22 protein-coding genes are annotated in these 23,940 nt (G+C 69.5%); 13 read left to right on the top strand and 9 right to left on the bottom strand.

Annotated features, from left to right (window positions below; all coding sequences use genetic code 11):
• Window positions 1-79: 79 nt before the first annotated feature.
• From ACWD4O_RS39370 to ACWD4O_RS39355, 4 genes are all read left to right on the top strand, one after another.
• Window positions 80-1,513, top strand: a complete 1,434-nt coding sequence (locus ACWD4O_RS39370; protein ID WP_451287730.1) for an MFS transporter — start codon at window positions 80-82, stop codon at window positions 1,511-1,513.
• Entirely contained in the window at window positions 1,510-3,078 is a 1,569-nt protein-coding gene (locus ACWD4O_RS39365) for an MFS transporter (RefSeq protein WP_451287728.1), read from the top strand. Before ACWD4O_RS39370 ends, ACWD4O_RS39365 begins: the two co-directional genes overlap by 4 nt.
• A gap of 280 nt (window positions 3,079-3,358) precedes the next feature.
• Window positions 3,359-3,844 carry a DUF2269 family protein gene (locus tag ACWD4O_RS39360; protein WP_451287727.1) on the top strand — a complete coding sequence of 162 codons (486 nt, stop codon included), beginning with the start codon at window positions 3,359-3,361 and terminating at the stop codon, window positions 3,842-3,844.
• Window positions 3,845-4,156: 312 nt separating this feature from the next.
• Entirely contained in the window at window positions 4,157-4,486 is a 330-nt protein-coding gene (locus tag ACWD4O_RS39355) for a deoxyxylulose-5-phosphate synthase (RefSeq protein WP_451287725.1), read from the top strand.
• A gap of 169 nt (window positions 4,487-4,655) precedes the next feature.
• Here the strand turns inward: ACWD4O_RS39355 and ACWD4O_RS39350 are convergent, their stop codons facing one another.
• Complete coding sequence (locus ACWD4O_RS39350; RefSeq protein ID WP_451287723.1) at window positions 4,656-6,575, bottom strand: ABC transporter ATP-binding protein; 1,920 nt, start codon at window positions 6,573-6,575, stop codon at window positions 4,656-4,658.
• 120 nt (window positions 6,576-6,695) lie between these two features.
• The gene (locus tag ACWD4O_RS39345; protein ID WP_451287721.1) at window positions 6,696-7,673 is read right to left on the bottom strand and encodes an Lrp/AsnC family transcriptional regulator; all 978 of its coding nucleotides are present in this window, start codon (window positions 7,671-7,673) and stop codon (window positions 6,696-6,698) included.
• Window positions 7,674-7,809: 136 nt separating this feature from the next.
• On the opposite strand from ACWD4O_RS39345, the gene ACWD4O_RS39340 reads away from it, so the two are divergent.
• The gene (locus ACWD4O_RS39340; protein ID WP_451287719.1) at window positions 7,810-9,429 is read left to right on the top strand and encodes an amidohydrolase; all 1,620 of its coding nucleotides are present in this window, start codon (window positions 7,810-7,812) and stop codon (window positions 9,427-9,429) included.
• A gap of 137 nt (window positions 9,430-9,566) precedes the next feature.
• Here the strand turns inward: ACWD4O_RS39340 and ACWD4O_RS39335 are convergent, their stop codons facing one another.
• Window positions 9,567-10,274, bottom strand: a complete 708-nt coding sequence (locus ACWD4O_RS39335) for an NAD(P)-dependent oxidoreductase (RefSeq protein WP_451287717.1) — start codon at window positions 10,272-10,274, stop codon at window positions 9,567-9,569.
• Window positions 10,275-10,397: 123 nt separating this feature from the next.
• On the opposite strand from ACWD4O_RS39335, the gene ACWD4O_RS39330 reads away from it, so the two are divergent.
• Both ACWD4O_RS39330 and ACWD4O_RS39325 read left to right on the top strand, forming a co-directional pair.
• Window positions 10,398-11,129, top strand: a complete 732-nt coding sequence (locus tag ACWD4O_RS39330) for a TetR/AcrR family transcriptional regulator (protein WP_451287715.1) — start codon at window positions 10,398-10,400, stop codon at window positions 11,127-11,129.
• 387 nt (window positions 11,130-11,516) lie between these two features.
• Entirely contained in the window at window positions 11,517-12,683 is a 1,167-nt protein-coding gene (locus ACWD4O_RS39325; protein ID WP_451287713.1) for a DNA gyrase subunit B, read from the top strand.
• A gap of 28 nt (window positions 12,684-12,711) precedes the next feature.
• On the opposite strand, the gene ACWD4O_RS39320 is transcribed toward ACWD4O_RS39325, so the two are convergent.
• The 4 genes from ACWD4O_RS39320 to ACWD4O_RS39305 form a co-directional block, all read right to left on the bottom strand.
• Entirely contained in the window at window positions 12,712-13,386 is a 675-nt protein-coding gene (locus ACWD4O_RS39320) for a DUF6518 family protein (RefSeq protein ID WP_451287712.1), read from the bottom strand.
• Window positions 13,387-13,563: 177 nt separating this feature from the next.
• Window positions 13,564-16,737, bottom strand: a complete 3,174-nt coding sequence (locus ACWD4O_RS39315; protein WP_451287710.1) for an efflux RND transporter permease subunit — start codon at window positions 16,735-16,737, stop codon at window positions 13,564-13,566.
• 147 nt (window positions 16,738-16,884) lie between these two features.
• A complete protein-coding gene (locus tag ACWD4O_RS39310; protein ID WP_451287708.1) occupies window positions 16,885-17,568 on the bottom strand; it encodes a response regulator in 684 nt (227 codons plus the stop codon).
• Window positions 17,565-18,782 (bottom strand): sensor histidine kinase, encoded by a 1,218-nt coding sequence (locus ACWD4O_RS39305; protein ID WP_451287706.1) that lies wholly within the window; start codon window positions 18,780-18,782, stop codon window positions 17,565-17,567. Before ACWD4O_RS39305 ends, ACWD4O_RS39310 begins: the two co-directional genes overlap by 4 nt.
• A 252-nt stretch (window positions 18,783-19,034) precedes the next feature.
• On the opposite strand from ACWD4O_RS39305, the gene ACWD4O_RS39300 reads away from it, so the two are divergent.
• From ACWD4O_RS39300 to ACWD4O_RS39280, 5 genes are all read left to right on the top strand, one after another.
• Entirely contained in the window at window positions 19,035-19,361 is a 327-nt protein-coding gene (locus tag ACWD4O_RS39300) for a PadR family transcriptional regulator (RefSeq protein WP_451287704.1), read from the top strand.
• Complete coding sequence (locus ACWD4O_RS39295; RefSeq protein ID WP_451287702.1) at window positions 19,358-19,714, top strand: DUF1048 domain-containing protein; 357 nt, start codon at window positions 19,358-19,360, stop codon at window positions 19,712-19,714. The genes ACWD4O_RS39300 and ACWD4O_RS39295 overlap by 4 nt, the downstream gene beginning before the upstream one ends.
• 1 nt (window position 19,715) lies before the next feature.
• Window positions 19,716-20,084 (top strand): DUF1048 domain-containing protein, encoded by a 369-nt coding sequence (locus tag ACWD4O_RS39290; protein ID WP_451287700.1) that lies wholly within the window; start codon window positions 19,716-19,718, stop codon window positions 20,082-20,084.
• Between the two features lie 206 nt (window positions 20,085-20,290).
• Window positions 20,291-20,737, top strand: coding sequence for a hypothetical protein (locus ACWD4O_RS39285; RefSeq protein ID WP_451287698.1), 447 nt, complete (start codon window positions 20,291-20,293; stop codon window positions 20,735-20,737).
• Window positions 20,738-20,771: 34 nt separating this feature from the next.
• Window positions 20,772-21,338: a hypothetical protein gene (locus ACWD4O_RS39280; RefSeq protein ID WP_451287696.1), complete on the top strand. Its 567-nt coding sequence runs from the start codon at window positions 20,772-20,774 to the stop codon at window positions 21,336-21,338.
• A 44-nt stretch (window positions 21,339-21,382) separates the two neighbouring features.
• On the opposite strand, the gene ACWD4O_RS39275 is transcribed toward ACWD4O_RS39280, so the two are convergent.
• The gene (locus ACWD4O_RS39275; RefSeq protein ID WP_451287695.1) at window positions 21,383-22,156 is read right to left on the bottom strand and encodes a maleylpyruvate isomerase family mycothiol-dependent enzyme; all 774 of its coding nucleotides are present in this window, start codon (window positions 22,154-22,156) and stop codon (window positions 21,383-21,385) included.
• 321 nt (window positions 22,157-22,477) lie between these two features.
• Entirely contained in the window at window positions 22,478-23,386 is a 909-nt protein-coding gene (locus tag ACWD4O_RS39270) for a LysR family transcriptional regulator (RefSeq protein ID WP_451287693.1), read from the bottom strand.
• A gap of 72 nt (window positions 23,387-23,458) precedes the next feature.
• Here ACWD4O_RS39270 and ACWD4O_RS39265 point away from each other — a divergent pair, with 72 nt between their 5' ends.
• Window positions 23,459-23,884, top strand: coding sequence for a RidA family protein (locus ACWD4O_RS39265; protein ID WP_451287691.1), 426 nt, complete (start codon window positions 23,459-23,461; stop codon window positions 23,882-23,884).
• The last annotated feature ends 56 nt before the right edge of the window (window positions 23,885-23,940 follow it).

Genomic DNA, 23,940 nt, shown 5'->3' with positions numbered 1-23,940 from the left:
GGTTCTTGACAAGGCAGTCCAGAACTATGCCGCCAGCCACTCTCGGCACCCACCAAAGCCCACGGAACGGACAAGACGCATGTCTTCGCAAGATCAGATGGCCCCTCCGCTGACACAGGGGGGAGGTGAAGGCTCCTCGAACGCCCATCCGGCTCTCATCCTCGCCGTGCTGGCCATGGCGAGTTTCCTCGGTCAACTCGACGTATGGATCACCAACGTCGGCCTGCCGAACATCGGACAGGGCGTCGGCTCGACGTCCTTGTCGGACCTGAGCTGGGTGCTCAACGGCTACGCGATCGTCTTCGCCGCCCTTCTCGTCCCCGCGGGACGGCTCGCCGACCGCTTCGGACGCAAGAACGGCTTCCTTCTCGGCATGGCCGTCTTCGTGGCGGCGAGCCTCGGCGCGGCTCTGGCCGGCGACGTATGGGTGCTGGTCGTCTTCCGCGCCATACAGGCTGTGGGCGCCGCCCTGTTGACTCCCGCCAGCCTCGGTCTGGTCCTGACGAGCGCCCCCGCCGACAAGGTGGAGCGGTACGTCAAGATCTGGTTCACCGCGGGCTCGCTGTCCGGGGTGTGCGGACCGATCTTCGGCGGGCTGCTGGTCCAGGCCTCCTGGCGGTGGCTGTTCCTGGTGAACATTCCCGTCGGCCTGCTCGCCATCGCACTGGCCGCCCGACTCGTGACCAACGTCAAGGACGAACCGGACTCGCGCGTCCCCGACCTGCTCGGCGGCGTCCTGCTGATCGTCATGGTCGGCGCCCTGGCACTCGGCATCGTGAAGGCACCCGACTGGGGCTGGTCGGACACCCGGGTCGTCTCGTCCCTGGCCGTCGCAGTGGTCGGACTGTTGGCATTCCTGTTCCGCTCGTCACGGCACGAGGCGCCCGTGGTCGACCTTTCCCTCTTCCGTGACCGGATCTTCGCCTCGGCGAACCTCGCCGGCATGCTGCAACTGGCCTCGTTCGCCAGCCTCCTGCTGTCGACGATCCTCTGGCTGCAGAGCCACTGGCACTACTCCGCCATCAAGACCGGATGCGCCAGTCTTCCCGGCCCGATCGGCTTTGCGCTGGCTGCCACTGCCAGTGAGACCCTCCAGCGCCGGTTCCGGATCCCGGCCGGTGTCATCTCGGCGATCGGCAGTGCGTTCGCCTCTGTCGGCATCCTGCTCTTCGTCTTCCTCCTGCACGACGAACCGAACTACGCCTCCGGAATCCTCCCGTGCTGGCTGCTCTTCGGGTTCGGCGCCGGCCTGGCGCTCCCGACCGTCGTCTCTTCCGCGACGGTCGGTCTGCGCCCCGAACAGGCCGCTACCGGCAGCGCCATCGTGACCATGGCGACTCAGATCGGCTCGGTCGTCGGCATCAGCGTCCTGGTCGCCATGCTCGGCACCGCCTCCGGTGGAGCCTCGCTGGACACCTATCGGGGCGCGTGGTTGGTCGCGATGGCCCTCATGGGCGCCGCGGCCGTGGTGTCGCTGGGCGTGTCGCAGAAGAAGGCGGTGACGGTCCGATGACGGAGTCCGGTCCTGCCCAGGCTTCCCTCACCGCGGCCCCCGGCGGCAGCGGGCGGGCCCGCTGGTTCGGCCTTCTGGTGGTCTGCCTCGGCGTCATGATGGCCTTCGTCGACGTCACCTCCACCATCTCGGCCCTGGGCGAGATACAGAGCGACCTGCACGTCAGCGCGAGCACACTGGTATGGATCACCAGCGCGTACAGCCTTGCCGTCGTGAGCTTCGTGATGTCCGCCGGTACCTTCGGCGACCTCGTGGGACGTCGGCGCGTGTTCAGCCTGGGCGCCGCCGTCTTCCTGGCCGGCAGCGTGCTCGCGGTCTTCGCCGACAGCGCCGGCATGCTCATCGCCGCACAGGCGATCGCGGGCCTCGGCGGAGCAGCCGTGCTGCCGACGAGCCTGGCGATCGTCAGCGCCACCTTCCCCGATCCGCACGAGCGCATTGCCGCGATCGGCATCTGGGCCGCGTGCTCCGGAGTGGGCCTGGCCATCGGCCCGATCCTCGCCGGAGCCCTGCTCGAACACTTCTCCTGGCACGCCGTCTACATCGCCAACATCGTCATCGCCGGCGCGGCCCTCCTGCTGGCCCCGGCCTTCGTGGCCGAGTCCCGACACCCCACGCGCAAGCCCGATCTCGCGGGCCTCGTCCTGGGCACGGTGATGACGGCTTCGGCCACCTACGCGATCATTCAGGGTGGCTCCACCGGATACACCGAGGCGCCGATCGTCACCATGTACGTGGTCTTCGCCGTGTCGCTGTTCCTGTTCGTGCGGGTGGAACTCCGTAACCCCGACCCCATGCTGGACCTGAGGCTCTTCCGGAGCGCTTCCTTCTCGGCCGTCATGGGCGTGGCCGCCATCAGCGTGTTCGGACTGGTCGGGGTCGCCCTGCTCAGCGTGCTCTACATGGAACGTGTGGGGCAGACCAGCCCCCTCGACGTCGGCGTACGCCTGCTGCCGCTCTTCGGACCGTTCCTCGTGGTCACCGCGGTGACCGCCCGGGTGCTGGCACATCGGGTCGGCCTCACGCTCTTGATCACCGCGGGCCTGGTCCTCATCGGAGTCGGATCTCTCGCGCTGCTCGCGACCGATGCCTCGGGAGGGTACGGGGCGATGTGGCCCGGAATGCTCGTGGCGGGCATCGGCGCGGGTCTGCTGACGGCGCCTTCGACGGCTGCCGCGGTCAACAGCGTCCCGCCGGAGCAGGAGGGCATGGCGGCGGCAGCGGTGAACATGGCGCGTCAGCTGGGAACGGTACTCGGCCCCAGTGTGCTCGGGACCATCGTCACCAGTCGCTTCCCCCGGAACCTGCACGACCGTCTCGTCGAGGCGGGCATCCCCTCACCGCAGGCGGACAAGATCGTGGAGGGCGCGTCACACGGCGGCGGCGCGACGGGCCTCCCCGCATCCCTCGCCCACGTGGTGGGAACGGCGGTACCGAGGGCGTTCACCGACGCCGTGCACCTGGGCAATGTCATAGGCGGAGTCGTACTGATCGTCATGGCCGTGCCCGCGGCGCTGTTCGTCCGCCAAAAGGTTCACAGCCCCAGGACGTCCGCCGAAGCGTAGTCGGTACGCCAACGGGACGGTATGCGGCGCCCTCAGGGCTTCTGGCCGAACAACGTCCCCCCGAACAGCCGGTGTTGATCGCTGAGCACAGCCGTTAACACCGGCACCGCCCACGGACCGACCACCAGCCGAACAGCCGAACTGCCGAACAACCGAATAACCGAACACAGGACCGGACCTCCGGGCGACGCCGTGATCGATCGGCGGCCCGGCTCGAACCAGACTGAAACCGTGCGCCTGACACCCCGCGTCAGCGTGCGCGCGCAAGGGAGACATCGCCATGGCCAAATTCCTGCTCAGCGTCCACGTGCTGGCGGCGATCCTGCTCATCGGACCGGTCACCATCGCGGCGAGCCTGTTCCCCCGTTATGCGCGCCAGGCACTGACCGACGGACCCGAGCAGCAGTCGGCCAAGGGCTCGGTCCTGCTGCTGCACCGGATCTGCCGGGTCTACGCCGTGGCCGGCGTCTCCGTGCCGGCCTTCGGCGTGGGCACCGCCCAGGTGATGGGCGTGATGGACAGCGCCTGGCTCATCGCCTCCATGGCTCTGACAGTTGTGGCCGCCGTCCTGCTGGGCATCGCGGTGCTCGGCACCCAGGACGACGTGGTCACCCAGCTCGACAACCCCGAACAGACGCCGACCACCGCGGAGTCCCTGATCGCCCGGCTGCCCCGCCTGTCGACGATCACCGGCCTGTTCGCCCTCGCCTGGCTGATCGTGGTGGTCCTGATGATCGTCAGGCCTGGCTCGACGACGGGCGCGTAGCGGCTCAGCCAACGCGCGGATGGAGACAGCCAGCACACGTCAGCACGCCGTGCTCATCGACGGATGTGCTCTTGAGGATCGTTTCGGGCCTTGTGCGGCAGGGCAGTTGACCGCAGAGCCTGGCCCCACTGGCCATCAGGCCAACAGCGTGACCGCGGCGCAGGTGACCAGGGATTCGCTCATCTCTGGCAGGCGTTCAGCGTCGGTTGAAAAACCGTTGCCTCCCGGTTGCGCATGCGCAGGTCGGCGTCGAGCAGCGGGCTCTCTTGTAATCACGTCGATCTCCTCGCGGCTGGTGCCTACTCTGTGGGCATGGCTCATGCGAAGACCTCGTACGTCTGCCTGCCTTGCCGGGCGTCGTACAAGCAGTCTCACGGCGGGGATCAACGGCGGATCTGCCCGCGGTGTGCGGAACCGCTGATCCATGTGGGGTCGGCCTTCGCTGCGCCCCGACGGCGGGACGCCGAGGCGTGGCGGACACTCTCGGTGCTGCTGAACGCGGGCGTGCGTTTCCACAAGAGCTGCTGCGGCGGACCCGGCTACCGGCCTCGCACCCTGCACGAGGTGCGCGAGCGGATGGCGTACGCGCGGCGAACCGGCAGGCCTTTCGCCGAAGCGCTCGTACTGCGTGACCTGTCGTAAGACCACCGCCGCCGCCGACTGGCTGCTCACCTATGACGCGTCTCGCCCTCACCAGATCCGGATCGGCGAGCACAGCGCCGGCTGACCCGACGCTTCGCGGTTTGCCGCAGGCGACGGACATGTCAGCGTGACGTCGCCTGCGGTCGAGGATGTCCGGAAATCGACTCGGTCACGTGGACCCGGTGCCCGTACGCACTTGCGACGACATTCTGCGGTCCTCGTCCGGCGCCGGGTCGGCCGGTCCGGGCTCCCCGCCGGGACCGGCCGCTGGGACCGGGCGTCCGGGGGCCGATTCGGCGCTCTCGCCGAGGAAGCCGCCCGACTGGTGCTGCCACAGCTTGGCGTAGGCGCCGTCCGCCGCGAGCAGCCCCTCGTGGGTGCCCTGCTCGACGACGCTTCCGCGGTCGAGGACGACGAGACGGTCCATGCCGGCGACGGTGCTCAGACGGTGGGCGACCACGAGGGCCGTACGTCCGTCCATCAACCGCCACAGGGCGTCCTGGACGAGGATCTCGCTCTCCGAGTCCAGTGCGCTGGTCGCCTCGTCGAGCAGCAGGATCGGGGCGTCGCGCAGGATGGCCCTGGCGAGGGCGACGCGCTGGCGCTGGCCGCCGGAGAGTTTCACTCCCCGCTCCCCCACCAGGGTGGCGAAGCCGTCGGGGAGTTGGTCGGCGAACTCCGTGACGTGCGCGGCCGCGGCCGCCGCGCGGATCTCGTCGTCGGTGGCGCCGGGCCGGGCGAAGGCGATGTTGTCCCGCAGGCTGCGGTGGAACATGGCGGGCTCCTGCGGGACGTAGGCGATCAGTGAGCGCAGGTCGGTCTGGCGCAGGCGGCTGATGTCCTGACCACCGATCAGGATGCGTCCGTCGTCGATGTCCGACATCCGCAGCAGGAGCCGGGTGAGGGTGGTCTTGCCGCCGCCTGACCTGCCGACCAGACCGATCCGTGCGCCTGCGGGCACGTCCAGGTCGAGTCCCTGGAAGATCGGCTTCGCACCCGCGTGGGCGAAGGTCGCCGCCTCGAAGCGGATGCCGGTGTCCTGAGGTGCGAGCGGTTCGGGTTCCGTCGGGTCGAGCACGGTGGGCGGATCCAGCAGCAACTCCGTGAACTGCGCGGCCTCGGTCATCGAGCTTTCCAGACGCCGGTAGATCTGATTGAACTCGAACATGATCTGGGTGGCGTTGGAGTAGTAGGTGAAAGCGACGACGATCTCCTCCACGCCCTGGCCCGGGCCGCCGAAGGCGATGGCGACCAGCAGGCCCAGCACGTTGGTCAGCACGGACATGGGGGCGATCAGGGTGTCGACGCGCAGATTGCCGTAGTCCCACGACCTCAGCGTCAGGCGCCGGGAGTCCGCGACACGGCTGCGGTGTTCGTCGGCCTCCCGCCGCTCGGCCGCGAACGCCCGGATGGTCTCCATGTTCATGAGGCTGTCGGCAACGTGGCCGGAGACCCGGGCGATCGCCGCCTCACGGTCGTTGACGAGCCGCTGCCGACGACGGATCAGAGGTGTCGCGGCCACCACGGTCAGCGCGATCATCACAAGGAGGCCGACGACGAGCATCGGTTCGTAGGTCCACAGCACGGCGGCGCCGAACACCAGGGGGACGAGACTGCCCACGATCCGGTACGTCACCGTGTCGACGAAGTCCTCGAAGCGCTTGCCGAAGCTCAGCACCCGTTTGGTCAGGGAGCCGGCGAAGTTGTCGTGGAAGAACGCCGCGTCCTTGGCGAGGAGTTCGTCCATGCCGCTCACGTACAGGTGTTCCATGCCGAGGGCGTCCACGCGGTTCAGGCAGTGCTGCCCGACCCGCCACACGACCTCGGCGACCAGCAGCGTCACGCCGAAGCCCAGCACGTACGGCAGCGCCGAGGTGAGGGTGAGACCGCCGTCGTCGGCGGCCTGGCCTGCAAGTTTGGCGATCAGCAAGGGGGCGACATAGCGGGTGCCGATGTTGCCCGCGGCCGGCAGCAGCAGCGCGGGCAGGGCCAGCAGTCGTAGTCGCAGCAGTTCCCGGCAGTAGCGGCGCAGTGCCAGAACGACCGCGCTCCTGCCCGGCGTCGGCCCTCGCGTATCTGTTGTCCCCATCACACTCCCGGAGGTTCGGAAGTCGGAAGTTTCCCGTCCGGGGAGGTTCTCAGTCCAGGCATTTACCGCGGACTGGCGAGAACCGGACACGGCTGCGTGCGCGGGCGTCGGCCGCCTTCGTCAGTGACGGATCAGGCCAGTGCGTTTGACGGTCGCCAGTAGCGGGGTGGTGTCGATGGCGGTGACCCCGTCGAGGGGGCCGACGGTGTCGGTGAGGAAGGTGTAGAGGGCGTCGAGGTCAGCGGCGGCGACCGCGACGACCAGGTTGGCGGGACCGGTGGTGGCGGCGCAGAACCGGACGTGCGGGTGGGTGCTCAGGGTCTGCGCGGTCTTCTGTAGTGCGCCTGGTTGTACGGCGATCCACAGCAACGCCTCGGTCTGCGCACCGAGCAGTGCGACATCGACCTCGGTGGCCAGGCGCAGCACCTGGCTCTCCACGAGGGCCTCGAGCCGTCGGCGGGCGGTGAGCGCCGTGGTGCCGGCGCGACGGGCCAGGTCCGTGTAGGCGGCCCGACCGTCCTCGGTCAGGCCGGCGATCAGCGCGGTGTCGACGTCGAGATGCGTGTACGACGGTGCGGGCGTCGTCGGAGATGCGGGGGCGGGGGTGAGTTCGGCCAGTTCCCGGGGCGAGAGGAGACCGGCGGTCCAGCGGAACGCTGTGGGGAAGACCCGCAGCAGGGTGTGGGCGGTCCAGGAGCCGACGGCGTCGGTGGCGGGCAGATCGCGCAGCAGCAGGTTGTTGCGGGCCTCCGGACCTTCCAGGAAGAAGACCGTGGAGATCTCGTCGCCGCCGCCGAGGATGTCCACCCAGACGGTGTCGGTGCGGCGGGCCAGCGCCTGGGCGACCTGACGGATCTTGTTGGGGCGGCAGCGGATGCGCAGGGCGACGGGGACCAGGTGCGGGAAACGCGCCGGGTTGCGCACGACGGTCGCGCGCAGGGTGCCGTCGGCGTAGAGCAGGGCGACCCGGCGTACGACGGTGCGTTCGGACAGCCCCAGACAGCGGGCCACCTCGCGCCAGGAGGCCCGCGGCGAGGCGACCAGCGCGGCCGTGATCCGCCGATCGGTTTCGTCGAGCACCTGTCGCATGATCTGCATGATAGGCGGAGGTGTTGGCGTGTTTCCTGCGCAGGTAGCTTCCATTTGGCGGTGAATGCCCGCACCGCTCCTACAACAGTCTCGTCACCGAACGACACCTTCGGGATCCGACACCTTCGAGATGAGGGAGCAGACGATGACTGATCATGGAGCCGACCTGCTGATCCGCGCCGACGCGGTGCACACCCTGGTGCCCGGTCAGGCCCCGCAGCGGGCACTGGCCGTGCGCGGCGACCGTATCGCCGCCGTGTCCGCCGACCCGGGCGGCCTCGACCACCTGGTGAGCACGGGAACGGAGGTGCACGACCTGCCCGGCGCCACCGTGCTGCCCGCCTTCGACGACACCCACACCCACCTGATCTTCGCGGCGCTCGGCGCCCACGACGTCCCCGTCCACCGGGCCCGGAACATCCCCGAGTTCCTCGACCTGATCCGGCAGCGGGCCGCCCGCACCCCCGAGGGCGAGTGGATCCGCACCACCACCAACTGGCAGGAACTCAATCTGGCCGAGCGCCGCATGCCCACGGCGGCGGAACTCGACCAGGCCACCGACCGGCACCCGGTCCTCGTCAAACGCGGTGGCCACAACGACGTCGTCAACACCTACGCGCTCCGTCTGGCGGGCATCACCGAGAACACCCCCGTGCCGCCGGGTGGCACCATCGGCCGCGACGGCGACGGCAAGCTGGACGGCCGGCTGATCGACAACGCCCTGCACCTGGTGGAGCACCTGGTCCCCGCCCCGGACCGGACCGAGCGCATCGACGGACTGCGCCTGGCCAGCCGCGACTATGCCGCCACGGGCATCGGGACCGTACGCGACTGCGCGGTCACCCCTGAGGACTACGCGGTGCTCCTGGCCGCCCGTGAGGCGGGGGCGCTCAGCACCCGGGTGCGGGTGCTGATCTCGGCGCTCGGACTGACCAGCGCGGCCCAGGTGGAGGACCTGCTCGACGTCATGGAGGAATGGCGTGACAACTCCGATCCGTGGCTCTCGGTGTGGGGTGTGAAGTTCGGCCTCGACGGCGGCCTGGAGGCGGGGGCCACCGAGGAGCCGTACGCCTGCGACCACTCCTTCTCCGGGATGCTGATCTGGGAACCGGACGCGCTGGTCGAGGCGGTCGAGGCGGTGGTCCGGCGCGGCTGGCGGGTCGGCACGCACGCTTACGGCGACCGCGCGGTCCGCACCCTCCTGGATGTCTACGAACGCGTCCTCCAGCGCAACCCCGGCCTGCCCGCCGGCACGCTGGTGATGGAGCACGGTGGCCTGGCCGGTCCCGAACAGCGCGCCCGCGCCGTCGCGTTGGGCGTCCCCGTCACCATCCAGCAGCCCCTGCTGCACGACACCGCCGAGGTGGAAGAGGGCTTCTGGGGTCCGGAGCGCGTCGCCCGGCTCTTCCCCGCCCGCGGCTGGATCGACCTGGGCGCCCAGGTCAGCGCTGGATCCGACTTCCCCGTCGGCCAGTTCGGCGCCATGCGCTCCGTCTACGGCATGACCACCCGGCAGACCGTCATCGGCGTCAAGGGCCCCGAGCACGTCATCACCTACGACGAGGCCCTCATCCTGCACACCGCCAACGCGGCCCGCCTGCTCGGCGAGGAAGACCTGCGCGGCACCCTCACCCCCGGCCGCCTCGCCGACCTCACCATCTGGGACCAGGACCCCGCACACTGCACCGGCGACGCCCTGCGCGACCTCCGCCCCACCCACACCTTCGTCGGCGGCCTCCTGGTCACACCCACCGGCGCCCGGTAGGCGCTAAGTGACGGGGGTTCGGACCAGCACGCGGCTACTGCGGGCGCGAGCGCCTGCGGTAGCCGCTTCCTTCCACGAGCCCTGAGTGGCCAGGCACCTGTGTCGGGCCCGGGCCTCCGGGCAACTCGACGCCCCCTTCAGTATCCGATCGTGAAGCGGCGCTGGACGAACCGTGGCAGCTCCGCCTCGTCGACCAAGGCGACCGCCGCGTCCTCCGCCGAGATGCGGCTGCGCCCCTCCGCGTCGCGGACCGCTTGGTCGCCGCCGATGCGGAAGCGGCCGGTGCGCTCGCCGGGGGCGATCTCCTCGGCGGGGCTGAAATAGGTCCACAGCCGGTTAGAGGTGCGCAGGACGTTGAAGCCGTCGCGGGCGCCGCGCGCCGCCGCCGCGTAGGCGCGGGGCAGCCCGAGCTGGTCGAGGGTCGCGTGCATGCGCTCGTCCGAGTCGGCGAGCACCAGCCCGGGCTCGACCTCCAGGCTGCCTGCGCCGCCGATCACGATCAGCCGGGTCCGCTGGTGGCTCTCGAGTGCCTTCAGCAGGGCGCGCGCCACGGTGGAGTGGGTCGAGGGGTCGGCGATCGAACGCCGGACGGTGTCCTCGAAGTCCTTGGCGGCATTGCCGGGCTGGTAGGCGCTGACGAGAACGTCGAGGCCGGGCAGCACGGCCATGATGCTCGCCGCGTCCAGGACATCGACGCTCGCCCAGGTGATGTTCTCCCGCTTCTCGTCGGCCTGCGGCCGCGACGCGTCACGGCTCAACGCCCTGACGTGATGCCCCCGGTTGAGGGCCTCGGTGACGACACGGCTGCCGATGGTCCCCGTGGCCCCGACGACTCCGATGTGCATGGTTCTCCCCTGTGCATGCGGATAGGAAGGCGCGCCCAACCCGATCGGCTACGCCGTGCTGTGACTATACGCCGTGAAGTTTCTGCACGGTGCTCGATTTCGGTGACGCTGTAGAGTGTCCGGGTGGCAGGTACAGCGAGCAGGGCAGGAAGCACTACGGGGCGACGCGAGCGTCTGCGGGCCGAGACAACCGCCGAAATCAAGAGCGTGGCGCTGGAGTTGATGGCCTCGGGCGGGCCCGAGGCCATCACACTGCGGGCCATCGCCCGCGAGATGGGCATGACGGCCAACGCCATCTACGGCTACTTCGCCACCCGCGACGACCTGGTCACCGCGCTCATCAAAGACGTGTACACCGAGCTGGCCGACGCCGTGGACACGGCGTGGGAGAGCGCCTCCGCCGAGGGTCCGGCCACCCGGATCCAGCGCTGGGCCGACGCCTTCCGGAACTGGGCCCTGGCCAACCCCGAGGGCTTCCGGCTCGTCTACGGCGATCCCGTTCCCGGCTACGACACCCCCCACGGAGGCGCTGCCCCGGAGGCCGCCCACCGGGTCTGCGCCGGGCTCACCGCGCTCGCGGCAGCCGCCTGGCCGCACGCTCAACACCTCTATGAGAGCAGCGAGTTCGAGTGGTCCGACTTCGACGCCGGGCTCGTCGACAAGGTCCGCACGGACTTCCCCGGCCTGCCGCCCGCCGCCGTCGCGCTCGCCCTGCGCATCTGGGGACGTCTGCACGGCCTGGTGTCACTGGAGGTCTACGGCCATCTGCGCACCCAGACGACCAGACCGGACAAGCTCTTCCGGGAGGAAGTGACCCAGCTCGTACAGTCGTTGGGCGTCCCGCTCCGCAGCTGAAGCCTGACTGTGTGCAGCTCGACGCATGCAGGATTCTGCATCGGCGGCGTTCAGATCGCGTACGGCACCTCTGGAGCCCTGAGCCGCCGGAGAACGACACACGAGGAGCACACCTCCCCTGCGCCGCTCGGAGCTGATCGAGTTCGCGCCCGATCGCCCTGCCGTCCGGCGAATTGGGGGCCTCAGGTACGACCGGAGCGGGGGCGTGTGCGACTTCGGCGGGCCCTCCGACACGTCCGGGCGTGGCCCACGGCCTCTGGGGTCAACGGCTTCCCGGCACGCCCTCACCCGCCCGTCTGCGACCTCCACGAAACGGCTCTGACCTGGTGCTTTACTGGATTTCGCCTAGGCTGGGGAGGTCTGCCGGACGCCATGGGAGGGGTCTTCATGAGTGGGCGAGGCACGAGGTACGACGCTGCCCAGATCAAGGTGGTGGAAGGAGGGGAAGCCATTCGGAAGCGGCCCGGGATGTACATCGGCTCGACCGGCGAACGCGGCCTGCACCAGCTGGTGTTCGAGGTCGTCGGCCGGTCGGTGAACCAGTTCCTGGCCGGCCGCTGCGGCTCCGTCGACGTCACGCTCATGCCCGACGGCGGCGTGCGGGTCGCCGACGACGGGCCGGGAGGTCAGTTCACGGCCGCCGGGGACACCGACGGCCCGGACCTCGAAGCACTGCTGACAAGCTTCCACACCGGGTCCGAGCCCAGTGGCCGACACCTCGCGATCGTGGGCCATTTCGGTATGGGGCCCTTCGTCGCCAACGCCCTGTCGAGCCGGCTGACGGCCGAGGTGCGGCGCGAGGGCACGCGTCAGGTGCACGAATACGCGCGCGGTGTCGCCGTCGCCCCGCCCACCGCCGCGGTACCGGCGACCGGAAGCGGGACGGCCATCGCCTTCTGGCCCGACACCGAGATCTTCGAGACGACACACTGCTCGTTCGCGGTCCTGGCGGAGCGCTTCCGGCAGGTCGCCTTCCTCAACCCGGGCCTGAGGATCTCCCTGACGGACGAACGCCCGGCGGGCGCGGCACGGGCGGTGCTGTTCCGGTACCCGGACGGCGTCCGGGACTTCGCGGCCGCCCTCGCCGCGGAGAGGGGCGCGGCTCTCCATCCGCACGTCATCGGCTTCGAGCGGGAGGACGCGCGCATGGCGGGGACGATGGAGGTGGCCCTGCTGTGGAACGGCTCAGGCGAGGAGCGGATCCGCGGCTTCACCAACAGCCAGGCCACTCCCCAGGGCGGCACACATGTGGACGGCTTCCGCGACGGAGTGGCGGCCGCGGTCACCGCGTACGCGCGGGAACGGGGGCTGCCGGCCGCGACAGACCCCGACCTCTGCGCCGACCTGATCGGCAGGGGCCTCACGGCAGTCGTGTCGGTGAAGCTCGACCATCCCCGATTCCTCGGCGCCACGCGCGGGTTGCTGGGCAACCCCGACGTGCGGGTCTGTGTCGAGGAGGCCGTCCGCGAGCACCTCGGCAACTGGTTCGAGGAGCAGCCGGAGCGGGCCGCTGAGGTGGTCGACCGCATCGTCCGGGGCGTCCGTCAGGACTGAACACAGCGTGGGCGTGGCCGCCACGGAGTCAGGAGGAGACCGCCTGGAGGGGCAGTTCGACGAGCGCATAGGCGAGGAGCGCACAGGGCACGGCTGCTGCCAGAGTGAGGACACGCTCCCGGTGCGTGCGGGCCATGAGTGGGGGGATCAGGACGAACACCGCGAAGCAGGTCCAGGCTTGCGGCGCGTAGTGGAGGTCCCAGGCGTACATCGCCCCCTCCATCCCGAAGAGTCCGGCGAACGCGGCCAGGCCGGCGATACGGTTCCGTGCGTCCCTGCCGCGTCGCCACGCGTACGCCGCGACACCGAACAGCGGCCCCGCCACGCATGCCATGCCGAGCCAGACGAGCGGGAAGAACAGAGCACCCATGCCATCGCGCCCGAACTCGGCGTAGCCGTAGTACCCGACGACCAGTCCGGCCTCCGCGCCCAGCCCGCCAAGCGCGGCCCTCAGCACCGCGCCCCGCTCGGCGAGCAGAGCTCCGGCGGCGAATGCGACGGCCGACCAGACAGCGCCCGAGTTGGCGAGCTGGTTCCAGGCTCCCGGCAGCCATCCCTGGGCCAGGTTGGTGAGCACGCCGAGCAGCATCCCGCCGACTGTCGCCGTCATCGTGGTGCCCCACGAACCGAAGCCACTGCCCGGTTCCGCCAACTCGTCCGGGGTCGTGGTCGTCGCCATGCCGGCCTCCGCAGTCACGCTCACACCTGCCGCACCTCGCGTGCGCCTCGACGTACTATACGCACACTGTATACGCGCGGTGTATAGCCGTCCTGTCCTCATCGCCTCCGAGGCGAACACCAACCGCCGCTCAACGGAACGGGACGGCCGCTCCGCCCACGCGGTTCGACGCGGGCGGAGCGGCGGACCCGGCGCAACGGGTCAGTGCACGGGGACCATGGGCTGTGTGCCGGGCTGCGCCGTCGGCGTCTGCCGCTTCCGTCCCTTGTCGTGACGGCGCTCGCGGCGCGTCTCGACCATGGTGTAGAGGGTCGGGATCAGCACCAGGGTGAGCAGTGTGGAGCTGATCAGGCCGCCGATGACCACGACGGCGAGCGGCTCGGAGATGAATCCGCCCGCCTCGGTGATGCCGAGCGCCATGGGGATCAGGGCGAAGATCGTGGCGAGGGCCGTCATGACGATGGGCCGCAGCCGGCGCAGACCTCCCTCGACCACCGCCTGACCGATGCTCATGCCCTGCTCGCGGTACTGGTTCACCAGGTCGACGAGGACGACGGCGTTGGTGACCACGATCCCGATCAGCATCAGCATGCCGATCAGTGACGCGAGGCCGAGCGGGGTGCCGGTGATCAGCAGCAGGAGGATCGCGCCGGTCGCGGCGAACGGGATGGAGACGAGCAGCACCAGCGTCTGACGGATGCTCCGGAAGACCCCGATCAGCAGCAGGAACACCAGGGCGATCGCGGCGACCATGGCCAGACCGAGCTGGGAGAACGCCTCGCTCTGGTCACTGGTGACACCGCCCATGACGTACGTGGCGCCCGCAGGCAACTCCACCTTGTCCAGGGCGCTTTCGACGGCGGAACTGGCCGCACCCGTGTCGTCGCCGACGGGGACCGCGGAGACGGTGGTGGTCTGCTGCCCGTCGGTCCGGGTGCGCTCAGCCGGGGCCTCGGTGCGGGTGATCGTGGCGACGTCACCGAGCTTCACGGAGCCGTCCTGGGTGGGGATCTCCAGCTTCTGCAGAGCCGCCGGCGAGTCGGGGGTGTCGCCCGCCGCCTCGATGACGACGTTGCTCTGCTCACCGTCGAGGACCACCTGTGCGGCGGTCTCTCCCTGGAGGGCCTGGTTCACCGCGGAGGCCAGGGCGGCGCCGGTAAGACCATGTTCGGCCGCGGCCTCGCCCTTGGGGACGACGCTGATCTGCGGGGCGCTCTCGGCGAGGTCGCTGGTGACCTCCGTGACCTCGGTGACCTTGTCCAGCGCCTGCTGGATGCGGTCGGTCGCGGTGCGCAGCACGGTGGAGTCGTCGGCCTGGACCGTGACCTGGACGTCGCTGCTGCCGCCCACGCCGCCACTCGCCGCGAAGGCGAAGTCACCCGCGCCGCTCAGCTTGTCGAGGCGCTTCTGCAGCTTCTCCTGCAGGCTGTCCGCGGCGACTCCGTCGTCGAGCACGATGGTGTACGTCGCGGTCGTCGCCCCGGTGCCGTTGGTACTGGTCGAACCGCTGCTGCCGAGGCTTCCGGCGGTCACCTGGTAGACGGAGACGCCCTCCGTAGCGGCGATGGTCTTCTCCACCTGGCGCGACGCCGCGTCGGTCGCGGCCAGGCTGCTGCCGGGCGACAGTGTCTGGGTCAGCCGCAGGCTGGTGGCGTCGGACCCGCCGAGGAAGCTGGTCTTCAACGCGGTCGTCATGCCCAGGGTGAGCACCAACAGGGCGAGCGCGGCGGCCAGTACGGTCTTTCGGCGGCTCAGCGACCAGGTGATCACCGGCAGGTACCAGCGCTGCAGACGGCCCTCGCGCTCCTCTGCCTCGACCCGCCTGCGGTACTCCTCGGGATCGACGGAGCCGACGTCGGCGGGAGGCTTGAGGAACCAGTACGCCAGCACCGGCACGATGGTCAGCGACACCACCAGCGAGGCGAGCATGGCCACCGTCACGGTGACGGCGAAGGGACCGAACAGTTCGCCCACCATGCCGGAGACGAAGGCGATCGGGAGGAAGACGGCGACCGTGGTGAGTGTGGAGGCGGTGACGGCGGAGGCCACCTCGCGCACCGCGCCGATGACGGCGTGGTCGCGGTCCTCACCGTAGGCGAGGTGGCGCTTGATGTTCTCCAGCACGACGATCGAGTCGTCGACGACCCGCCCGACGGCGATGCTGAGGCCCCCGAGGGTCAGCATGTTGAGGCTGTAGTCGCGGGACCACAGCACGATCAGCGCGATGACGAGGGACAGCGGGATCGAGATCGCCGTGACCAGCGTGGAGCGGACCGAGCGCAGGAACAGGACGATCACGAGGACGGCCATGGCCAGGCCCAGGAGCCCCTCCTTGAGGAGTCCGTCCACGGAGTTGCTGACCTGGGGGCCGGCGTCCGAGACCACGGTCAGACGCGCGTCGTCGCCGAGCTTCTTCTCCAGGTCGGGAACGAGCCCGCGGACGTCCTCGGAGATGGACACGGCGCTGCCGTCGTGGTCCATGGTCACGCTGATGCCCAGGCTGGGCTTGCCGTCGGTGCGGGTGAGCGAGGTGGCCTCGGCCTCGGTCAGCCTGACCGAGGCGACGTCCTGAAGCCGAACGGGGGTGGAGGTACCGCCCGTTGAACTCGGAGAACTGGCAGAACTGGCGGAACTCGCGGACGGGGAAACCCACAGCTTCTTGATCGCGTCCAGGTCGGCCGCGTTCTCGGACACGGAGACGCTCAGCGACTCCTTGTCGCCGCTGACCGAGCCGGCGGCGTGCGTCCCCAGGTCGGACAGGGCGGTGGAGAGGTCCTGCGTGGTCAGGCCGGCCTCGCTCATTGCCGTGGGGTCCGGGGTCACCGCGACGACCCGGTCACGCGCGCCGGACACGGTGACGTCGTTGACGCCGTCGACGTTCCTCAACTCCGGGACGACCTCGTCGTCCAGGGCGGTCGCCAGGACCTGCTGGGACGCGCCGGAGGTGGCGGCGAGGACGATGGTCGGCTGGTCGTCCGTGCTGCCGGTCATCACCTCGGGGTCCACCCCCTCGGGCAGTCGGGCCGAGATCCTCGACACCGCCTGTTGCGCCTTCTGGGCGCTGTCCTCGATGTCCGCCTCGAAGTCGAGCTGGAGGACCACCACGGCAGAGCCCTGACGGGAGGTCGAGGAGACGCTCTCCACCCCGTCCAGGGACTTGACCGCGTCCTCGATCGGTACGGCGACTTGACTCTCCACCACTTCGGGCGAGGCACCGGCGTAGGTCGCGGCCACCGTGACCATCGGGAAGGAAAGGTTGGGGATCAGCTGTTGCTTGATCGACGGGACGGCGTAAATGCCGAGAGCGACAACGAGAAGGGTGAACAGCGCCGCCAGTTTTCGATTGGCGATGCTGATCCTGGTCAGCCAGGACATCGGCGCGTTTCTCATTCCGTAGGGCCGGGAGGTTACGACGCCCCGCCGTGGGGGGCGCACGCCAACCCTGCTGCTCGGGGCCCTGCTCCGGCGTCGCCCTGACGCATGGATCCTGGCTACCGCCCGCGCGTTACCCGCGGTCGGGCCCTACTGCGCCGACGGCTGGCTTCCCGGCTTCACCAGGCCGCACTCGTAGGCGATGACCACGAGCTGCGCCCGCTCGCTGACGCCCAGTTTGGTCATGGCCCGGTTGATGTGCGTCTTCACGGTGTGCCGGCTCAGCTGGAAGAACTGGGCGATGCCGTCGTTGGACAGGCCCTTGGCCACGAGCGTGACCATCTCCCGTTCGCGTGGGGTGAGTTCGGCGAGTCGGCCGGGGGTGGTCGGCGGCGGTATGTGCCGCTGTGACTGGAACCGCTTCACCAGGGCGAGCGTGGCCGTGGCCGAGAGCGCCATGTCCCCTCTGGCCACCGTCTCGATGGCCGCGAGCAGCTCGGGCGGGTCGGTGCCCTTGCCGATGAAGCCGTTGGCACCGCTCAGCATCGCCTCGGCGACGTACTGCTCGGTCTCGAACGTGGTCAACACGAGGATCTTCACGTCGTCGAGAGCGGAGTCGGCGCGCATCGAGCGCGTCGCCTGGAGTCCGTCCGTCCGGGGCATCCGGATGTCCATGAGCACCACGTCAGGCGCGTGGGCGCGTACCAGCGCCAAGGCCTCGTCGCCGTCCGATGCCTCCCCGACGCACTCGTACCCGGAACTGTTGTCCAGCAGCAGCCGGAGGGTGCCGCGCAACAGGGTCTGGTCGTCGGCCAGGACCACTCGGATCGTCACCGCGCCGCCATCTCGGTCGCCGCGGGCTGCACACGGCCGTTCTCATGGAGCGGCAGGACGGCCGTCACCAGGTATCCGCCCTCGTGGACAGGTCCGGCCTCGCACGTTCCTCGGACGGCCGCCGCGCGTTCCTTCATGGACAGCAGTCCCCGGTGTGTCCCCTCCGCCGCGACGTGGGTCGGCCGCAGGGAAGGGCCGTTCCGCACGTTCAGCACCAGAGCGCCCGCCTCCCAGCACAGCTCGACCTCGGCCGTGTCGACGTGGGCGTGCTTCTGCACATTGGTCAGGGCCTCCTGGAGGATGCGGAAGGCCGTGACGTCCACGGTCGCGGACGGTCTGCCCGGCTCACCGCGCCGCCGTACATCCACCTTGAGCCCGGCGAGCTTGAACGACCTGGTGAGCTCGTCCACCATGGCCAGGCCCGGCGTGGGCTGGAAGAACTGCGCACCGCCGTCGGTGACCTGACTGAGCGCGCCGACCGTGGTGCGCAGCTCCTGCAGGGCGACTTTGGCACCGTCGCGGATCTGCTCCAGCAGTCCGTCCGTACGCTGCACTCCGGCGTTCTCCAGATGGACGCCGACGCCCGCCTGCGCATGGATCAGAGTCAGCTGGTGGGCGACGATGTCGTGCAGGTCGCGGGCGATCCGGACCCGTTCCTCGGCGACCTGGCGGGCGGCTTCCTCGACCCGTGTCCGCTCCGCGCGCTCCGCCCGCTCGCGCAGGGCCGCGACGACGGCACGTCTGCTGCGCACGGCGTCACCGAGCGCCGCAGCCGCGACGATCCACGCGACCGCGCCGAGCCGCTGCGGGTCGACAGGCTGCTCCGCCTGGAACGCGAGCACGGTCACCGCGACCCAGGCCGCCGTCAGGGCGGCGGTCGCCCAGGCGCCACGTCGGCCGGTCCACAGGGCGACCGTGTAGACGGCCACCTGGATGGCCGGGATCATGACGTCGAGTCGGGCACCCGCGGCCTGGTTCACGACCGACAGCACCAGCACCACGGCAAGGGTCGGGACGGGAGCGCGGCGCCGCATGAGCAGCGCGCAGCTGCCGGCGATGACGAGGAGCACATGTCCGACGCCCAGCGCTCGGACATCGCCCCGGTCGATCACCTGGAGGGTGAGCAGTCCGAGCACGGCGGTGATCACCGCGGGCATCCAGGATGCCGCGGCCGGGCGCTGCATCGCGCGTACGTTCGGAATGCCTGCCTTCATCCTTGAAGGGTAGAGGGAGGGCGGCCGAGCCACGTCCCGCGCGCGCAGCAGTCGACGTACTGCGAGCGCGGTATGCGGAGCCGGCCGACGGCCTGCCGGGGAGGTCCTGGAGCACGACCGTGGGCCCGCACTCGCCCGCCCGGCCCCTACCCCGCGGCCCTGCACTCGCCCGCCCCCACCCACTACTCCGTGATACCGTATAGTGGTACTCGGCACTACGTAGTACGGGGAGGATCGGAAAGGAGGCCCGCCATGGACGATCTGACGGAGATGCTGAAGGGCACTCTCGAGGGCTGCGTGCTCGAAATCATCGGCAGCGAGGAGACCTACGGCTACGCCATCACGCGTCGGCTGAATGAACTCGGCTTCACCGACGTCGTCGAAGGGACGGTCTACACCATCTTGCTGCGGCTGGAGAGGAACGGGCTCGTCCAGGTGACGAAAAAGCCGTCCGGAATGGGTCCCCCGCGCAAGTTCTATGCACTCAACGACGCGGGGCGCGAAGAGCTCGGGAAGTTCTGGGCTAAATGGAAGTACCTCTCATCACGAATCAACAAGCTCAAGGAGGGCGGGAGATGAGTTTCTGGGAGACCATTACCGGCAGCGACCTCACCAGGGAATGGAAGGCGTTCGAAGCCCGGGCCGAGGCATTGCCGGCCGACTACCGGGCGGCGTGGGAGCAGATCAAGGCTCACCTCTCCCCCTACGCGGACATCACCGGCCGCAACCTGATGCCGATCCTCGACGGCGCCCTGGGGCTGCTCGAAGAAACGGCGGCGGACGGGCAGAGCGTTCACGAGGTGCTGGGCGACGACATCGAGGGCTTCTGCGCGGCGCTGGCCGGTGGCGAAGGCACTCGAAGCTATCGCGACCGGTGGCGCGAGCAGTTGAACCGGAACGTCGCAAGGAAATTGGGCCGGCTAGGAGGCTGACGTGGGCATCCAAGACATCATCGAAGGCAAGAAGCAGTGGCGAGCGCACATGGCGCGGGTCAAGGCGCTCCCGCCGGACTATCAGATCGTCTACAAGGAGATCCAGAAGTACTTCTTCAAGGTCGGACCGGTCGACTTGCCTGATGGAGCCCTGCTTTCAGGGATCGTCGATTTCTTCGAGGAGGGCGTCGCGGCCGGCAAGGGCGTCCTGGAAGTCATCGGCACCGACGTCGCCGCCTTCTGCGACGACCTGATCAAGGGCTCGCGCACCTACGCGGACATCTATCAGGAGTCCATCAGCAGCAATCCCGGCACGAGCACGAGCCCGGCCACAGGAACGGGCACAGGCACGGGCACGGCCGAGAAGTAGGACCGACGACCCGCAGAGCGATCACTTGAGGCGGCGTGTGTGGTGGGACTGCCGTCCACCGGACCGTGTGTCGGCCGTGGCTCGACCGCCCCGGTAGCCCCTTTCTGACGCTCGTGCCCGCGGAACCGTTTCACCGGGTGCCGTGTCCTCTCCTTCACAGAGGGTGGTTCCACGCCGCGGAACCACCTGCGAAGGGGGATACGGCCATGGGGCAGGTACGCGAGGGGGCACGGTTAGGGGCTTGGGCCGTCGCCGGAGTCATCGGTCTGGCGGTGTTGTACGTGATCGGGGTGTTCGCCTTCGGCGGTGCGGCGTGGGTCACCGCCCCGTTCCGCGGTGAGGTGGACGAGCGCGAGAACACCGTCGCCTCGGGAGAGTTCCGTCAGACCACGTACGAGCAGTTCTTCGATCTGTGCGAGGCCGTGCAGAACGCCGAAGGGACGATCCAGGCGCTCCAGGAGGAGCGGAAGACCGCTTCGGAGACTCGCACGGCGCAGATCGACCAGTCGATCACCGCGCTGAAGGCCACGCGGATCGAGTCGGTCAACGAATACAACTCGAAGGCCGCCCAGGAGCACCGCGCGCCCTTCCGTGACAAGGATCTGCCGTACCGGCTGGACACCGCCGCCGAGCGCACGACGTGCACCAACTGATCCCCATCTCATCCCGGGAAGAGGGCAGCACCGCATGAAGAAGCTCATACGCATGGCCCTGGCCACCGTCGTCGCGCTCGTTGTGGGCCTCGCCCTGACGTCCTGCACGAGCGACACCAGCCAGGACAAGGAGAACGCGGCCAAGCAGGACAACTACGACCACCTCGTGGCCCAGCAGCCGGCGGGCCGCATGGAGTACTCGCCGACCCGCGAAGCGATCAACCAGTGGGTCGAGACGTGGGGGAAGCGGGGCAAACTCTCGTACGTCTACATCCAGAACGCCAAGGGCGAGTACGGGTACTTCATCATGAAGGGCCTGCCGGTGCCGCGCTGCAAGATGCTCACTCCGACGGAGAAGGTGGAGCACTCCGACAGCGGCATCGCGGTCCTCTCGCAGCCCGGCATGGACGGCACGTACACGACGGGATCCACCTGCAACGCCTACTACGGCTTCGATGCCACGACGAACGCGTACATGGAGTTCACGGTCGGCACGAACCAGTCGTTCTTCCTGTTCGACAAGCCCATGACGATGCCGGAGTACGCCAGCGCCAAGCAGTTGGGCCCGACCTCGGTGAAGGACGTCAAGAAGCAGCCTTGAGCGATGGTTGCTGTAGCCCTTGCCGGCGCTGACAAGTGCGCGTTCTACGCGTTCGGGTCCCAGTCTGCGAGTTGCTCCATCGGCTCGGTGTCGCCGGTGATCTCCAGGCCGTCGAGCGGGACGCGCTCGTAGAAGTAGAGGACCAGTTCGCTCGCTGCGCCTCGCATCGCCATGTCGCCCGGCTCCGCGTCGGCGGCGAGGTCGTCGCAGCGGACGCCGTCGGCGTCGAGGGTCAGGCGCCAGGAGCGGCCCTCGGTCGTGTGCAGGTCGATGGTCGCCGGCTTGAACGGCCAGGGGACGGTCGTCGCCGAGACGGTCGTCAGGAACTCGTCGACGCCCTCGACCGCGACGTCCGTCGGCAGCGGCTGTGCGGCGCCCTGGGTGAGCTGGGCGTCGTAGGTGTGGACGGCGAATTCCTGGATCTGGTGCCGGGCCACGGCTCCGCTGGTCTCCGGGGCCTGCGAGCGGCCCCACCAGGTCCAGCAGCCGCGGTCCGGGCCGGCCTCGCGCATCGCGTCGAGCATGAGCTCGGTCGACTCGGCGAGCCAGGCGTCCAGGGCTTCGCGGTCGCGGGGCGCGGTCGGGGCGCCCTTCGGGTCCGTCCTCGCCGGGGGCTCAGCGCCCGGGCCCGCCGCGACGATGGCGGCCTGGCGGCGGCGGCCGTCACCGAGGTGCTGCGCCAGTTCGCGCAGCGTCCAGTCCGGGCAGGCCGGGACCTGGACGTCAAGGTCGGGGGCGGACGCGATCGCAGCGCGGAACGCGGCCGAGCGGTCTTCGATCAGCCGCAGGACCTCGGGGAACTCCAAGATGTTTTGCACTGCGGTTGTGTATCACGGCGCTCCGACCGCCGGGTAGCGAATTTGTCGGACGAACGCGTCGACGGCCGGGCGGAGCGCCGTCGCCGGGTCCGGTCGGCAGCCCGGTGTACGGCAGACATCTGTCTGCACTGGCCGAGCTGTTGAGCGCACGCCACCGGCACACCGGGGATCGGGCGGGCGCGGCCGGGGGCATCGCCGTGTGGCGGCAGGCGGCGCGGCTGCCGCACGCAGCGGTGGCTGAGTCGACCCGGGCCCACTGCTCGCCTGGCGTGGCCTCGACCGCGCCGAACGCGAACGACTCCCCGTGCAGGGCACGTCTCGCTAGGGCCTGCCCGGCGGATCTTCGTTGATGGTTGACAAGAGGCCTGCGACCAAGGGGTTTCGGTCGTTCTTGCGCCAGGCGACGGCCACTCGTGTGCGGGCGGTTCCGGCATCGATCCTGCGGAAGGCGACGCCTTTGAGGCGGATGCGTCGGATGCTCGCCGGAGCCAGTGACACGCCCAGGCCGGCTTCCACCAGGGCGCAGACGGTCTGCCATTCCACCGCGCTCTGCACCACCCGGGGCGTGAAGCCTGCGGCCGTGCAAAGGCCGGTGATCTGATCGTGCAGCTGCGGGCCCACCGCGCGCGGCAGCAGCACGAAGGGCGAGTTCGCCAACCGGGCAAGGGGGACGGTCCGTCGGGCCGCAAGAGGGTGTGCGGACGGGAGGACGGCCACGAAGGGCTCGGTCAGTACGGTCTCGAAGTTCAACTCTGCTTCGTCGGCAGGGGGTTCGCGCAGCAGGCCGATGTCGAGGCTCTTGTCGCGCAGGGCGGTGGTCTGCGGTGCGGTGGTCATTTCGTGGATGTCCAGATGCACGTCGGGGAAGCGTTCCCGGAACGTGCGCAGCAGGCCGGGCAGGACGGTCAGGGCGAGGGAGGCGGCGAAACCGATCCGCAGGCGGCCGACTTGGCCGCTGCCGACGGCCCGGGCTGCGGCCAGACCGTCCGCGAGGTCGGTGAGGGCCCGCCGGGCGGCGGGCAGCAGTTCCCGGCCTGCCGAAGTGAGGGCTGTCCGTCCCGGTTCGCGACTGAACAGCTCGTGGCCGACCTTGTCTTCCAGACGGCGGATCTGCTGGCTCAGCGGGGGCTGCGCGATGCCGAGGCGTGTGGCCGCACGGCCGAAGTGAAGTTCTTCTGCGAGCACGACGAAGGCGTGCAACTGGGGCAGGGGAAGTTCAGGGCGCTCCATACGCCTAGAGATATCAGATGACGCTTCTGACCGTATTAGACGTATCTCTGCTGGTCGCCTAGCGTTCGGCGCATGACAGAGCGACATGCGATCCTCAGCGGCTCGACCTTTGAGGAGCAGATCGGCTATGCCCGTGCCGTGGTCGACGGTGACTGGGTGCATGTATCGGGGACAACCGGTTTCGACTACACCACCATGACCATCTCCGACGACGTGGTGGAGCAGGCTGAGCAGTGCCTGCGCAACATCGAGGCCGCGCTGACCGAGGCGAAGTGCACCTTCGCCGACGTCGTGCGCGTGCGGTATCTCCTGCCCGACCGCGTCGACTTCGAGCCCTGCTGGCCGGTCCTGCGCCGATACTTCGGCGACGTCCGGCCGGCGGCCACCATGCTCATGTGCGGTCTGTCCGATCCCCGTATGAAGATCGAGATCGAGGTGTACGCGCGAAGGGCCACGGACACGGCCACTGCCACTGCCACGACCACGACCACGGACTGACAGCCCGGGGCCGAGTATCCGCTTCCTTCGCGTCCGACAGAAACCCTTGAGTGCAA

This window comes from Streptomyces sp. NPDC002623, from assembly GCF_053592635.1.
Note: the sequence above shows the minus strand (reverse complement) of the source record. Positions and strands in the feature narration are given on the sequence as shown.